Annotated in this window: 11 protein-coding genes and 1 tRNA gene; 5 read left to right on the forward strand and 7 right to left on the reverse strand. The window is 39.9% G+C overall.

Translation table 11 applies throughout. From position 1 onward, the window contains the following. Window positions 1-172: 172 nt before the first annotated feature. On the forward strand, window positions 173-832 hold the full coding sequence (locus B2O97_RS15945) for a hypothetical protein (protein ID WP_286767691.1): 660 nt from the start codon (window positions 173-175) through the stop codon (window positions 830-832). A 226-nt stretch (window positions 833-1,058) separates the two neighbouring features. Beyond that, on the forward strand, window positions 1,059-1,886 hold the full coding sequence (locus B2O97_RS15950) for an N-acetylmuramoyl-L-alanine amidase (protein WP_286767692.1): 828 nt from the start codon (window positions 1,059-1,061) through the stop codon (window positions 1,884-1,886). 72 nt (window positions 1,887-1,958) lie between these two features. Here the strand turns inward: B2O97_RS15950 and idi are convergent, their stop codons facing one another. From idi to B2O97_RS15985, 7 genes are all read right to left on the reverse strand, one after another. Beyond that, entirely contained in the window at window positions 1,959-2,498 is a 540-nt protein-coding gene (gene idi, locus B2O97_RS15955) for an isopentenyl-diphosphate Delta-isomerase (protein ID WP_201639934.1), read from the reverse strand. A gap of 76 nt (window positions 2,499-2,574) precedes the next feature. After that, on the reverse strand, window positions 2,575-3,888 hold the full coding sequence (locus B2O97_RS15960; protein ID WP_201639933.1) for a nicotinamide mononucleotide adenylyltransferase: 1,314 nt from the start codon (window positions 3,886-3,888) through the stop codon (window positions 2,575-2,577). A gap of 79 nt (window positions 3,889-3,967) precedes the next feature. Next, the gene (locus B2O97_RS15965; protein ID WP_201639932.1) at window positions 3,968-4,510 is read right to left on the reverse strand and encodes an NUDIX hydrolase; all 543 of its coding nucleotides are present in this window, start codon (window positions 4,508-4,510) and stop codon (window positions 3,968-3,970) included. Next, the gene (locus B2O97_RS15970) at window positions 4,510-6,246 is read right to left on the reverse strand and encodes a phospho-sugar mutase (protein ID WP_070562536.1); all 1,737 of its coding nucleotides are present in this window, start codon (window positions 6,244-6,246) and stop codon (window positions 4,510-4,512) included. The genes B2O97_RS15965 and B2O97_RS15970 overlap by 1 nt, the downstream gene beginning before the upstream one ends. 32 nt (window positions 6,247-6,278) lie before the next feature. Further along, entirely contained in the window at window positions 6,279-6,962 is a 684-nt protein-coding gene (locus B2O97_RS15975) for a hypothetical protein (RefSeq protein ID WP_286767693.1), read from the reverse strand. Between the two features lie 17 nt (window positions 6,963-6,979). Continuing rightward, window positions 6,980-7,744, reverse strand: coding sequence for an enoyl-CoA hydratase/isomerase family protein (locus B2O97_RS15980; protein ID WP_070562530.1), 765 nt, complete (start codon window positions 7,742-7,744; stop codon window positions 6,980-6,982). A gap of 36 nt (window positions 7,745-7,780) precedes the next feature. After that, the gene (locus tag B2O97_RS15985; protein WP_286767694.1) at window positions 7,781-10,453 is read right to left on the reverse strand and encodes a carboxypeptidase-like regulatory domain-containing protein; all 2,673 of its coding nucleotides are present in this window, start codon (window positions 10,451-10,453) and stop codon (window positions 7,781-7,783) included. Between the two features lie 123 nt (window positions 10,454-10,576). Here B2O97_RS15985 and purD point away from each other — a divergent pair, with 123 nt between their 5' ends. The 3 genes from purD (at window position 10,577) to B2O97_RS16000 (ending at window position 14,240) form a co-directional block, all read left to right on the forward strand. Beyond that, complete coding sequence (purD, locus tag B2O97_RS15990; protein WP_286767695.1) at window positions 10,577-11,851, forward strand: phosphoribosylamine--glycine ligase; 1,275 nt, start codon at window positions 10,577-10,579, stop codon at window positions 11,849-11,851. Between the two features lie 89 nt (window positions 11,852-11,940). Beyond that, a tRNA-Glu gene (locus B2O97_RS15995) sits at window positions 11,941-12,012 on the forward strand. A gap of 761 nt (window positions 12,013-12,773) precedes the next feature. Beyond that, window positions 12,774-14,240, forward strand: coding sequence for an IPT/TIG domain-containing protein (locus tag B2O97_RS16000; RefSeq protein WP_286767696.1), 1,467 nt, complete (start codon window positions 12,774-12,776; stop codon window positions 14,238-14,240). Window positions 14,241-14,244 lie beyond the last annotated feature (4 nt).

Raw genomic sequence — 14,244 nt, forward strand, 5'->3', positions numbered from 1 at the left:
ATATTCGTATAGGGGCCTTTTTTTGTGCAATCTGTTCAGGTGCATGGGTAAAAGAAAAATAGAATGGAACTCTGGTTAAACTTTACCGTCGAAGGATCGTATACAAACAGATTTTAAAATTTAGATTAATTATATTATTTTGTTCTTTTTGGCGTTTTAATTAAAACTGATAATGATGAAAAGACAATGGAAAGTAATGCCTGTTCTCTTAGGACTGGGCCTTTTGGTCGCGAGCTGCGGCAACAGCAAATCCAGTGAAGGGAGTGAAGATGCTAAGGAGAAAGAGGCTGGGATTTCGGATGTAGTTAAAGGAGTATCCAACTTGGATAACCTGAGTGATGGAGCAAAAAAATTGGAAGACCTTCAAGCCAAACTTAAATCCGAAAAACCATTAAGTTCGGAAGAGTTGAAGGCTTTTTTACCGGAAAGCTTAGATGGTTTAAAAAGAACTTCCTATTCTGGCGGATCCATGTATGGGGCAGAGGTTGTATCTGGAGAGGCGACATATACTGTAGATAACCAAAAGGAAATTAAAGTCAATATTATTGATGGGGCGGGCGAGACAGCTTCGGCAATCGTGGGCTTAGCGCAAATGGGCTTCATGGTAGATTCAGAGAAAATTACAGATACTGAAATAGAAAAAACTGGCGAGTTTGAAGGCAAACGGGCAAAAACAACGGATAGCAAAGGAGTGGAAGGCTCAACGGCGAAAAATTCCGAAATAAGTTATCTCGAGAAAGATCGCTATTTAATTACCCTTCGGGGAAATGGGTATAGCCTGGACGAGCTAAAAGGTTTTTTGCCAAAATTAAACCTCAGCGCACTAAAATAATAAAAACGTAATTATTCTATAAAGAAGAAATGCATAGTTGATAGGGAAAAGCTCAAACATTGGTTTGGGCTTTTTTTAAAACTGTATTGTCCCAGTTTAACAACCAACATTGTCCCACATATGCATGAGAAAAGAGCGTTTGGAAAATATCCCGGACAATAAGATGGACTTAATAAATTTGCTTTTGTTGGCAAATTTGCTTTAGTTTGCGTTGAAACATTTCGTTATGAAAATTGTAAAATTATCAATCAATCTTCTTGTCGCGACAGCATTGCTTGCGTCCTGTGCGGGGGGGAAATACGCAAAGACTGAAAAGGTATATAAGAAGCAAGCAAAAGAATTGTCAAAACTCTATAAACAATCGCCTGTTACCGGTCAATTGGAGAAGGTGAATGTCAAAGATCAACAATGGATCGCCTCGATTAATTTCGGTATCCGTAAGCCCAATTTTGTTGTTATTCATCATACAGCACAGGATTCCTTGGGACAGACCATCCGTACATTTCATTCCGCGAAAGCAGGTGTAAGCTCCCATTATGTGGTCGGTCGGGATGGGAAAGTAGTGCAGATGGTCAATGACCTCTATCGTGCGCATCATGCAGGGTTGGGGAAATGGGGCAATGATACGGACCTCAATTCTTCTTCTATTGGCATTGAGCTAGACAATAATGGGATCACTGACCCTTGGACTGATGCACAGATAAATGCCTTGACGCAGTTGCTGGCCTATTTAAAAACGACTTATAGAATTCCGCAGGCAAATTTTATTGGACATATGGATCTGGCACCAACTCGAAAAAACGATCCATCACGTTTTCCTTGGAAAAAACTGGCTGATCAAGGATTCGGTTTTTGGTATGAGGACTATTTAGAGACGCCGCCAGCAGACTTTAATCCGAAAATGGCATTACGTATCATCGGATACGATGTGAGTAACCCGGATGCAGCAATAAAAGCATTTAAGATTCACTACATTCAGCAGGACGTAAATACAGCGTTCATGGGAGAGAATGACCTTAAGATTCTTTATTCCATCTATAAAAAATCCTTATAGTGCTTCACCAAACGAAAGAAAAAAGATCCTGCTTTTTAAAAGGCAGGATCTTTTTTGTATGGTATATGACCGTTATAATTTGTTTTTATATATACTGAAATACGTATCAAAAGCACGTTCATAGATGAGTTTGAACCAGGGCGTAAACTGCTGGGGTGCCTGTTGTATTGCATCTTGAATTTCCTGCCGATTCAAGTATTTTGTTTCGGCAACTTCTTCTTCGTTAAATTCTGGAGTTCCATTAAATTTTCCAAATAAGACATAATCGAATTCATGCTCCGTAAGTCCGTTGTCAAATTGAGCCTTATAAACGAACGAGAAGGTATCTTGAAGGTCCATTGCTATAATGCCCAGTTCTTCCATTAAGCGCCTTTTGGCGGCCTCTACGTTAGTTTCTCCCAGACGCTGATGCGAGCAACAGCTATTGGTCCAAAGTCCGCCACAGTGGTATTTACTTAAAGCTCTTTGTTGCAGCAGTAATTCATCTTGATCATTGAACAAAAATACACTAAAAGCACGGTGCAATAGCCCTTTTTCATGGGCTTCATATTTCTCCATGCTACCAATCATATTGTCATTGCTGTCAACCAGGATTACATTTTCTTGCGTCATAAGGCATAAAAATAAAGATAGCCCAATTTAAGAAAATTGGGCTAGATAAAGAATTTAAATTTTGCAGACGATTTGCTTATACGGTTTTTACAAATTTCTCGTCGTAATTTTCAATATCGATGATATAGCCGTTTTTAATTAAGAATTCAAACAAAGGTTTGGCTTCTTCAGAAACGGGCATATTGTGCGTCGTAATAATCTTATTTTCTTTTTTCAAGAGATAAGGATATGCATAGAGTTTCACATTTTTGTTGAACATTCCAGAGATATAGGAAAGGAGTTCATTTGTGTATAGCTCTTTATTATAATTATCTGAATTGAAAATGTTCTTTAAATTGTAAACGTTGGTTGCAATTCCAATGTTTTTGGGCTTAAAGTTGCTTATAAACTCTGCTAAATGATTATTTCTTCTAAAGTTGCTAACGATAATATTATTGCCTGTTGCACATAATTCGTCAGCTCTAGAAGCAAATTCCTGAAGGTCCTCACCTGTAATTTCATGCGTGTCTTCCAGGACATTTCCCATCAGCACCTCAATTAATACAATGGTGTCTGCGTCAGTTGCACCCGTATTTTTTTTGAACTGTTCAACGGCAAGATTGAAGAGATCAAAGTTTGGAAGGGATTTCTGACGGTATTTGGTACGAAGTAAAATAATGTTCTTTTTGTACAGATAATCTTTGATTTGTACTGCTTTGCCATCAGGCTGGAATATTGCGGCTTTAGCAAATCCCTTTGCGATCAGGTATAAGTTGATGAGACGTTGGTTGACGTTTTCAAACAGCGGTCCGTTTAATTTAACCAGGTCAATCTCAACGGAACCAACAGAAAGGTTATCGACCAATGATTCGATCATGGTCTGCACATTGTCTGTATAATAATAAGCTGCAAATAACAGGTTAACACCAATGATACCTAAAACTTTTTGTTGTAATTGGTTGTCGCTGTCTAGCAGTCTTACATGGACAATAATATCATTTGTAGGGCCTCCCACTTCATGCTGGAAGCGAAGTCCGATCCAGCCATGAGGTTCATTTGTCTTCGTGAAATTGAGCGTTGTTACGGTATCTGCAAAGGCAAAGAATTTTTTGTTGCAGTATTTATCGCCATGAAGCCGTTGGGTAAGAAGATCGAATTCATGGGAGAGCATTTTCTTTAAACGTGTTCTGCTGACGTAACGACCATCAGCCTCTTCACCATAAATCGCATCACTGAAAGCCATGTCGTAAGCCGACATTGTTTTAGCAATTGTGCCTGATGCTGCTCCTGCGTTGAAAAAGTTACGTGCGACTTCCTGTCCAGCACCGATTTCTGCAAAGGTTCCATAAATCTCTGGGTTCAGATTTATTTTCAGGGCCTTTCGTTTGGTTTCAAAAATTTCTCTTGCCATGACGCAAAGGTACAAAAATCAGCATGCTAGTGAAAATTAAAAGTATGAATGAAAAAAACAGAATAAAATTAGGCTTGTTTTATAACAAGCCTAATTTATTAAAAGCATAGAATAGCGCACTCGCATGGAGTGCCTGGTTGAATTTGTTGTCCAGTAGCATCCTTTTCGCTTCTTCAAGCGGTATACGATAGACTTCGATTTCTTCATGTTCATCTAAGTCCTGTTCCTGAACTTTTTTGCCGCCTGTCATCAGATAAGTATAAGTGATATTGCCACTTGTCGCCGGATTGGCATAAAGTGTGGCGATCTCTTCAATCTGATCAAATTGATAGCCTGTTTCTTCAAGCATTTCACGCACAGCGGCATTTTTAGGATCTTCTCCCGCTTCTGTTGTCCCTGCGGGAATCTCCAATGCAATAATGCCGGCTCCATGGCGGTATTGCTTAATGACCAAAAGCTCGTTCTGCTCAGTGATTCCGATCATATTGACCCAATCGGGATACTCCAGTACGTAATAATGATCATTGATCCGTCCATCCGGAAGCTCACAAGTATCTCTGCGCAGCGTGGCCCAAGGCTCTTTACAGATATATGCAGAGGATAATAGTTTCCACTTGTCCATTAGCCTACAATATCTTTCATCATACGGTCAACCTTCTCTTCCAAAACAGTTTGCACATCGACATAATCTGCAGTATCCGTTAAGTTTTCTTTTACAGAACAGTAAAATTTAATCTTGGGTTCTGTTCCTGAGGGTCTGGCAGAGATCACATCGCCATCTACTGTAATAAATTGCAACACATCAGACTTTGGTAACGAGATTGCTCTTCGCTCCCCTGTACTCATATCTGTGGTTTGGGAAAGTTGGTAGTCCCTGATTTCTTTGACTTTTATTCCTCCCAGTATCGTTGGTAGATTGTGACGTAGGCCATTCATCATGGCTTGAATTTCTTCGGCACCAGCTTTTCCTTTTTTTGTAAGAGAAATGAGCTTTTCTTGATAACAGCCAAATTCTTTGTAGATATCTAACAGGACTTCGTAAACTGTTTTTCCTTTTGTTTTGAAATAGGCGGTCATTTCGGCTAGGAAAGCACAAGAGTTCGGCGCATCTTTGTCCCGCACGAGATCACCTACTAGGTAACCATAACTTTCCTCCCCGCCCACCAGATACTGTGCTGAATCACCTAAATTTGTGATCAATTCACCGATATATTTGAAGCCTGTAAGGGTTTCATAACAAGGGACCCGAAAATATTTTGCGATTTCTGACTCTAGATTTGTTGTTACGATAGTCTTTACAATATAAGGATTTGCCCCTAGCTGCTTTAGCTCATTTTTTGCGCTTAAGACATAATATATCAGTAGACTTCCGATCTGATTACCATTGAGCAGTTGGAATTCGCCCTTACTATTTTTTACGGCAATACCTACACGATCGGCATCAGGGTCTGTTGCTAATACAAGATCAGCATCAATTTCTTCTCCTTTTTTCTTTGCTAAGGCCATCGCATCTTCCTCTTCGGGGTTTGGATAGATTACTGTTGGAAAGTTGCCATCAGGGGTGGCTTGTTCAGCAACGACTGAAACATTTTCAAATCCCCAGGCTTCCAGCATTTTAGGGACAATAGTAATTCCGGTTCCATGTATCGGCGAAAAAACAATTTTCAAGTTTTTTTGAGCGAGTACCGCTTCAGGATGAATACTTAATTTTTTATTGGCGTCAATATAGAGCTGATCAATTTCATCGCCGACGGGAATGATATTGTGTGTGTTCCCTTCAAATTTAATGTCGTTCACAGCATTGATTGCGTTTACTTCATCGATTACATTTTTATCATGTGGCGCAGTCAGCTGGCATCCATCATTCCAATAAGCCTTATAACCATTGTATTCCTTTGGGTTGTGCGAAGCCGTTAGCATAACACCACTTTGACAGCCGAAATGGCGGATGGCGAACGACAGCATTGGGGTCGGGCGCAATGCCGTGAACAGATGTACCTTGATGCCGTTGGCTGCAAACACGTTGGCAACCAGCTGGCCAAAAGCTTGCGAATTGTTACGGCTGTCATAAGATACCGCTACTTTAATCTCCTGATCTGGGAACTGTTTCTTTAGATAGTTGGCTAATCCTTGCGTGGCTTTGCCGATCGTATACTTATTCATACGATTAGAGCCAACGCCCATAATGCCTCTTAAACCTCCGGTTCCAAATTCAAGATCCTTGTAAAAAGAATCCGTAAGTTCCGTCTCCTCATTATTGTCGATTAAATCCTGAACTGCTTTTCGAGTTCCTTCATCATAACTTGGGGTTAACCAATCTTCGATTTTCTTTTGTATGTCCTTATCTAAATTTTTCATTATCGTTAAGTTTGGTTAAAATTTACAAAATACTATGCGTCACATCCGGCATAAGCGCGGTCTATGACTGTAATATACCATTTTTCTCCCTCTTTTGTCACATGAAAAACAAAGGGTTCCTCATGCTCATTGGAGGTCATAATGGCTCTATAACTTCTGGATTCTATATTTCTTAGTCGCTGTAATTCAGTATTACTAATTTTGGCATCAAGAATTTCATTCATGAACTTTGCCGTTTGAGATAGTTCATTCGGGCGGGATTTTTTATCATAATAGAATCCGGATTTATCCCACTTCATCGTACCACAATCAAAAATAGGTAGTTTTCCGGACTTCAAAGGGCCCTTGTACGTTAACTTTTCATAAGAATGATATTCTGGCACAGGTTTAGAAAAATTAAAACTGTTTTGGTGTACATAAGAGTCAAGTGCGCCGGGACGGTAGATCATATAAATTCCCAATTTGGGATGTACATAGGAATTTATTGTTTTACTGTCCTGTTCTGCATATGCCTTGGCAAGTTTCTCCAATACCTCCTCCAGCGTTTCGGAGTTCTCTTTCTTTACTTCCTTTTCAGTCGTGTCAGGTTTTTGTAGGGTATCCACAGGAATTGAATCCTGAATGATTTTTACAGCCTTATCTTCTTTTTTACTATTTCTGCAGGAGATCGTGCTTGCAGTGAGACAAATAAGAATAAAGAAAAAGAGATTTCTCATGATGATTTTGTTTAGTATTACTTCTTAGAAGTCAAGTTTTCAATGATTGACTTTAAAATAGAGCGCGTTGACGGAAGCCACCATTGTTCGAGGATGTGCTGGATTGTCTCTTCTCTATTCTCGCGCAATTTAAGGATTATTTCCTTTCGGAAGTTCAATTTGGATGTCTGCCATGTCTTTTGGTTGAACTGCGTGATCTGTTTTAATTTTTTTGCTGCGGTATTGAAGAGTATATTAGCGGGAACAATGTCATCAATAAGACCCTGTGTTTTTGCTTCTACAGGAGAAAGCAATTTACCTTCGAGCAAATTCTGATACGCATTCCGTTTTCCAATCCAAAACGCATAAAGCTGAAATATACTTTCAGGGACGATTAGTCCGACAGGAATCTCGTTAAGACCGATCACGAAATTCCCTTCGGCCATAATCCGATAATCACAGCAGAGCGCCAGTACGCAGCCCCCAGCGGGGCTATGACCAGATATTGCAGCAACTATTGGTTTTGGAAAAGCGGCGAGTAGCGATGTCGCTTCCAGAAATAAATTCCAGAATTCGCGAATTTGTTCTTCATCATATTGGAATAGGGTAATTAGATCAAGTCCTGCGCTAAAGAAGTTTTCCTTGCCAATCAATATTGCACCATAAATAGCTTCATTTTGCTGGGAAGATTCCAAGGTATCTATCAGTTCCTTCAATAGCTGTGTGTCTATGGCGTTTGACTTTCCCCTGTCGAGGAAAATGCTTAAAATATGATCTTCTATTTTGGTTTTAATATGTTCCATAACCTTGTTTCTAAATTTAACGATTTGTTTGCTCTGCTATTGTGGTTTTACCGCTATTAAATATTCGAGATGAGCAATTTTGCCATCCATACTTATTCCCTCAACGGTTAGTTTGTAGGTTCCGGGTTCGTCAGAAGTGAAGAATTCGAAATGTGTTTTCCCATCTTTTGGCGTGATCAGATTCGGTTCCCAGGCGATTGTTGTCCTTAGGTCGCGTGTAAGCTTATTTTGGATTGTTGCATCGTATTGGGGTTTGAAAAATGTTCGAGGCACATATAACCCTTTTGGCGTGATGGTTACAATGCCTGTGGGGGTATACGATGAGGAGATGGCATCTCCCGATTTACTGGTAATCACGATAACACCGTTGCCCCCATACATGCCATAAATTGCCGTGTTTCCAATACTACGCAAGACTTCAACACTCGCAATGTCGGCCGTGTTGATCATATCTATTTGTTCGGGTTCAATATACATTCCATCGAGAACAACTTGCATCGGACTATTCATCGATCTTGTGCTATAAGGGATACCATTTCGAAAAATAACACCATTTAGCCGTCCATTGAGGCATTGAGCAAATGTAGCACAGCCGGATAATTCGTCTGCAGAGATGACTTGATCGGCGTTTCCTGGCCCATTGAGGTTTCTGGAGTTTTTGTCGGCTTTAGTTGTTCTTACCCTGTTGACCTGTACCTCTTCCAATCGGATACTTTTTTCTATAATACCAGCCGCTTCCAATTCGCCAAGAAACTGTTGACTATTTTTCAGTTGTGTAAGCAAGGTGGTATTGATGTCGTTAAGCAACAAGGGTTGATCTTTACTTGCATTAGGTGGTGGGGTGAGCGGGTTGTCGATAACAATATCAACTCTTTTTTTCTCTTTAGGGCCATCACCTGTCACAATAAACTTGACACTGTCTGCAAATAAAAGTTCGTCAAATGAAAATCGGCCATTATTATCGGTCAGTGTATCTATACTCAGCAACATGTTGCTCGTCGGTATAATTGTTACTTTGGCATTTGGAACGACAGCCTTGCGGGCCGTTTTCTTGATGGTGCCAGCTATGGTAAGTCCTTTTTCAGGAGGGAACGCAGGGGTTGCTGTACTTGTATAATTCTTCCAGTCCAACTTGCGCCAACCTTGGATCAGCATGAGATTGTCCAGTTCTGTGAGTTTGATGTTCGTTAAATCCGCAAAGTAGTAATTGGGACGTTCAATAAAGCCGCGAAGATCAGATTTCAATAGAAGCTCCGAGACAATAGATGAATAATAGCGGTCTGTCGTAGAATCAACCTTACTGAGGTTTACCACTGATGCAGAGAGCGCAGCAAACCTCGTGGTGTCACTATCTTCATAGTTAACGGAAAGATTTGCGATCACTTTATCGCGTGTTGTGAAGCTGGGTTTGTTGAGTTCTACGGAGACAGGAAGTAAAGTCGATGTCGTATTGTAGTTAAACACGAGTCTTTCCACAATAGGAATCATTTGGTCTGTTAAGATGGACAACTGTAAAACTCCGGATGGCAGGTTTTTTTTGGGAATATTGAATAGGATCTCCGCTCCGTTTAGTTTCTGCTTGGCGGCATGAAGTACAAGGCCATTGTATTGGGCTATTAGATAAATATCTTTGCCATTGACCAAGTCTGCAGTAGCGGAAAGTTGCGCTGCAATCTTATCCTTTAGTACCGAATTTACGGTTAGAACATATCCGGAATTCTGTACAGGCGGTAATGACGCACTTGTTGACGATCCATCTTCGAAGAGGGCTGTAGCGACGTATTTTTTTCCCGTCTGTAAGACGAGCGGGATACTTCCCATTCCCAGTGAATTGGTTTCAAAATCGGCAACTGTTGTTTGATTTTCCTCCACAACTTTTATTTTTGCTTTTTTTCCTAAACCATTAGGGCTAAGGATTTTGAACCCAGTTTTGGATAATATGTTGTTGACTAGTTCGCCACTTTCGGGGAAAATTTGGATGCTATTTTGGTTGTTTGGATCCGGGATGACAAAACTTTTTAGAATACGTCTTTTATCCAGCGAAAGAAATTGTAAAGACAGTGTCCCGCCTTTAAAGTCATCTTTCAATTCCAACGCTATTGTTCCATTATCATTCGATTTCAGTCGGCCGGATTTTTCTTTATTGTTGTTCGGTTGTAGGGTATAACTGATGCTGTTATTAATCAGTGGGGCTCCCTGAATGGTTTTGAGATTAATCTGGAACAAGTTTTCTGTTCCGTTTTTGACCAGTTCACTTCTCGTTATGATATGATCAGATCGACCATTTGTAATGGGAACGACGCGTTCATAGAAATTGGCTACAGAGTCATTTTGCATCCATCTGGTAAATGATCTAACGCGATATGAGCCTTCTTCCAAGGTGTCCGGCAGATTGAAGTCGCCTATACTTAGACCGAGTGTAATTGGAATTTTGATACTTTTAATGATCTTATTGGTGGGAGAAATCAATTCTACATTAGCAATTTTACTGATGTTGCTCAAATAATTAAAAGGGGCGGTGGTACAGTAAAGTTTAAACCACATGGTTTCGCCAGCCGAATAATCATTTTTGTCCAAATGGAGATAAATCTTTTCCTTGATGTGCCGTTCATGGTAAGTATCCAGTTTCTGCAAGGTCTGATCGATCTGGGCCGACGCCAACAAAGCGAATAGGAGGCAATTTACTAAAAGCAGTAATTTAGGGTACATATGACTAATGTTTTACGAAAATTAGAAAATATTTTCCTTTAATCAATTTATAAATCAAAATATTAGTCTCATTTTAAACGATCTGATACCTTAAAATTAGCATAAAAAAAATATCTTTGTGTTATGAATATCCTAATAATCGGTTCAGGAGGTCGTGAATCAGCCTTCGCCTATAAGTTGTCGAAAAGTCCACGTTTAGGTCAATTGTTTATTGCTCCAGGAAATGCTGGAACAGGTGCGTATGGTCAGAATGTAAATATTAAAGTTACCGACTTTGCTGCTATTGCTTCCTTCGTTTTGGAGAATAATGTGCAAATGGTGCTCGTCGGTCCCGAAGAGCCTTTGGTAAAAGGTATTCATGATTATTTTTTAAATCGGGAAGATTTAAAAAATATCCCGGTAATAGGGCCGCAGCAAGAGGGCGCTCAATTGGAGGGCTCAAAAGATTTTTCAAAGCAGTTTATGGATCGCCATGGCGTACCTACTGCCGCTTCAAGATCGTTTGATGCAACATCATTGGAAGATGGATTGGCTTACCTTGAAACGCAAAAATTGCCGATTGTGCTTAAGGCTGATGGTTTAGCAGCAGGCAAAGGAGTATTGATCTGTGAGACGCTGGAAGATGCCAAAGCGGAGCTAAAAGCGATGATCGCAGACTCAAAATTCGGAGAAGCTAGCCGGGTTGTGGTTGTTGAAGAATTTTTAAAAGGAATTGAATTGTCTGTTTTTGTTTTGACAGATGGTAATTCATATAAAGTACTTCCTTCTGCAAAAGATTATAAACGTATTGGAGAAGGCGATACAGGCCTAAATACGGGGGGCATGGGATCGATATCTCCGGTTCCTTTTGCAGATGAGACATTTTTGAATAAAGTAGAAGAGCGTATTATCCGGCCGACAGTTGAAGGACTTAAAAAAGATGGCATTCCATATAAAGGATTTATTTTCATCGGTTTGATGAATGTGGAAGGAGAGCCTTATGTCATCGAGTATAATGTTCGTATGGGAGATCCAGAGACTGAATCTGTATTGCCGCGTATTGAATCGGATCTGTTAGATTTGCTGGAAGGTGTTGCACAGGGTAATCTGGAGCAACGTTCCTATACAGTATCTCCTAAAACTGCCGTAACTGTCATGTTGGTTGCGGGAGGTTATCCTGGAGATTATGAGTCGGGAAAAGAGATCGCCAATATTGAAAATGTCAAAGAATCCATCGTATTTCAAGCAGGTACGAAAGAATTAGATGGTAAGATTGTTACTGCAGGAGGACGTGTAATTGCTGTTACCACATTGCAAGATTCGCTGTTCGAAGCCCTTCAGCAGGCAACTGCAGATGCCGGAAGGATATATTTTGAAGGTAAATACTTCAGAAGAGATATCGGTTTCGACCTTATTTAAAAAATATTTAAAATTATTTTTGGAATACTGATTTTAAGGTCTATATTTGCAACTCCAAAAACAACAATGTTATTGGAGTTGCATAAAAAGGCCCGTTCGTCTAGGGGTTAGGACGCAAGATTTTCATTCTTGAAACAGGGGTTCGATTCCCCTACGGGCTACAAAAGATAAAAACCTGCAAATATTTTGCAGGTTTTTTTGTTTGTATTCGAGAGAACAATATATGATACCGTTTGATTCATAAGGTACTAATCGGATATTTCACCTCACAATCGACAATTCTTGAAGACCGGATAATTCCAAAATTAGCCAAAGAGAAGAGTTTTTCACATAACAATACTTTTTTCGAGATAATAGCCAGAGAAAGGTGTATGCGAAAATATGCGTATCCTCTTTATTTTGTGTGATACAAATAAGCATATTATTGAGAAAATTCTATAGTATCAGCATCTTTACAATCCCTAAATTTGAGTAATCAATTATAGAAAGAAAACCTTAGAGAAGCATTTAGAAAGTCAAATCAGAAATCATTCGTCCATTTTCTTCGTGAAGAAAAAAATGTAGAACGTCGGAACGTGAGCGGATAAGGTCAATATCTATTGGGTGTATAAAATAGAAAATTAGTAGAAAAGTAATTTTAAAAACCGGAAGACTTTGAAGAAACTGTCATAAAGTCTTTTTTAGCTTAAAAAAGCTAATACCATTTAGCTTAATGTAGAAGTAACCAATTATGTGGAAATTAAAACTAAGCGTTCGCTCGATGATGAGGCGGGCCTCAATCCGTTAGTCCTAAAAATACCCCCGAAATAGCTTTTATGCTGACGAAATTTTAATGGATGTATCAGAAGATCAATGACTCTGGGATTCATTGGCGGTTATATGTAATGTTTATAGAATAAATTCTAACCAATAATAATATCTTATGAAAACTAAACAAGAAGCAAGCGGCTGCTGGCTATTGTATCGATTAATCTGGGCTATTGTCTGGCTAAGCTTAAGCGTTGTAGGTTGTAAAGAGGATAAGCCTGCCGCTGTAAATGAAGGAATTCCTTTTGATCCTTCTCAGCCTGTAGTTGTGTCTGATTTTGCACCGACATCCGGAGGTGTTGGCCAGCGCCTTGTTATCTATGGCAAAAACTTTGGGAACGATCCAAAGAATGTTTCGGTCCTTATTGGCGGAAAGAAAGCAGTCGTTGTCAATGTATTGGGTGAGTCTCTGTACTGCCTTGTGCCTAAACAGGCTTTTAGAGGGGATATTGAGGTTCGCGTGGGTAATCAGGACAAACAGATTGTTGGTAAAGCAGAAAGGCTGTTCGATTATCAACGTAAGATGGTTGTCTCAACGCTTGCAGGCTATAGAAATGCGCGTGGTGATGAACCCTGGCGGGATGGAAAATTTAAGCATGCTGATGAAAATAAAATGGCCAGCGGTTTTTGGGAACCTTCTTTTATGAAGTTTGATCCTGCCAACCCCAAACATCTCTGGATGACCTTTGATAACAATAATGGCTTATACCTCGTCAATTTCGAGGATAGTACCATCACCAAAAAACGTTCGGATTTTGACCGCCCCCGTAGTGTTGATTTTACGCTCGATAAAAAGTATATGATTATTGCAGAGGATCGTGGCGGAGAAAATGATCGGGCGACTTATCGCTTATCTCGTGACAGAAACTGGCAGGATAGAGAAGTTCTAACGACTTATAAACAGTGTAATGGTGCCTCAATCCATCCTGTGAATGGAGAAATGTATTTCAATAGTTATGAAAAGGGACAATTTTTTCGATTCGACCTCAATAAATATTTTAGCGAAGGGCTGGGTGTTAAAGATTATGAGACATTATTTGTGGTGCATGATCCACAGTGGGAGTACAAGATTTTCATCCATCCGACGGGCAACTATGCCTATATCGTTGTCATTAATCAAGGCTATATTCTCCGGGTAAACTACAACTGGGAAAAGAAACGATTTACACAGCCCTACCTCGTGTGTGGTCAAATTAGAGCTTTTGGTTATCAAGATGGCGTCGGCTCTTCAGCGCGCTTAAATAATCCCTATCAAGGTGTATTTGTAAAAAATCAAGCCTATGTTGATGCGGGTAAGAATGATGCGTATGATTTCTATTTCACGGATCAGATGAACCATGCGATACGGATTTTAACCCCTGAAGCAAGCGTTACAACCTTTGCAGGTAGGGGAAGTTCTAGCCTCAATAGTAATCCTTACGGTTATGTAAACGGGGACCTGCGACTAGAAGCGCGTTTTGATCGCCCTTCAGGTATTGCTTATAATGAAGCGGAAGGAGCGTTTTATATTGGAGATCAAGCCAATCGTCGTATTCGTAAGATTGCGCTAGAAGAGATGGACCAAGCTAGCCAAAACCAATAAACTA

The organism is Sphingobacterium sp. UBA865 (assembly GCF_002295765.1).
Lineage (GTDB): Bacteria > Bacteroidota > Bacteroidia > Sphingobacteriales > Sphingobacteriaceae > Sphingobacterium > Sphingobacterium multivorum.

Bases quoted from the DNA above. Each gene is read 5' to 3' on its own strand.
- B2O97_RS15945 (WP_286767691.1), top strand. From the start codon at position 173: ATGATGAAAAGACAATGGAAAGTAATGCCTGTTCTCTTAGGACTGGGC.
- B2O97_RS15950 (WP_286767692.1), top strand. From the start codon at position 1,059: ATGAAAATTGTAAAATTATCAATCAATCTTCTTGTCGCGACAGCATTG.
- idi (WP_201639934.1), bottom strand. From the start codon at position 2,498: ATGACGCAAGAAAATGTAATCCTGGTTGACAGCAATGACAATATGATT.
- B2O97_RS15960 (WP_201639933.1), bottom strand. From the start codon at position 3,888: ATGGCAAGAGAAATTTTTGAAACCAAACGAAAGGCCCTGAAAATAAAT.
- B2O97_RS15965 (WP_201639932.1), bottom strand. From the start codon at position 4,510: ATGGACAAGTGGAAACTATTATCCTCTGCATATATCTGTAAAGAGCCT.
- B2O97_RS15970 (WP_070562536.1), bottom strand. From the start codon at position 6,246: ATGAAAAATTTAGATAAGGACATACAAAAGAAAATCGAAGATTGGTTA.
- B2O97_RS15975 (WP_286767693.1), bottom strand. From the start codon at position 6,962: ATGAGAAATCTCTTTTTCTTTATTCTTATTTGTCTCACTGCAAGCACG.
- B2O97_RS15980 (WP_070562530.1), bottom strand. From the start codon at position 7,744: ATGGAACATATTAAAACCAAAATAGAAGATCATATTTTAAGCATTTTC.
- B2O97_RS15985 (WP_286767694.1), bottom strand. From the start codon at position 10,453: ATGTACCCTAAATTACTGCTTTTAGTAAATTGCCTCCTATTCGCTTTG.
- purD (WP_286767695.1), top strand. From the start codon at position 10,577: ATGAATATCCTAATAATCGGTTCAGGAGGTCGTGAATCAGCCTTCGCC.
- B2O97_RS16000 (WP_286767696.1), top strand. From the start codon at position 12,774: ATGAAAACTAAACAAGAAGCAAGCGGCTGCTGGCTATTGTATCGATTA.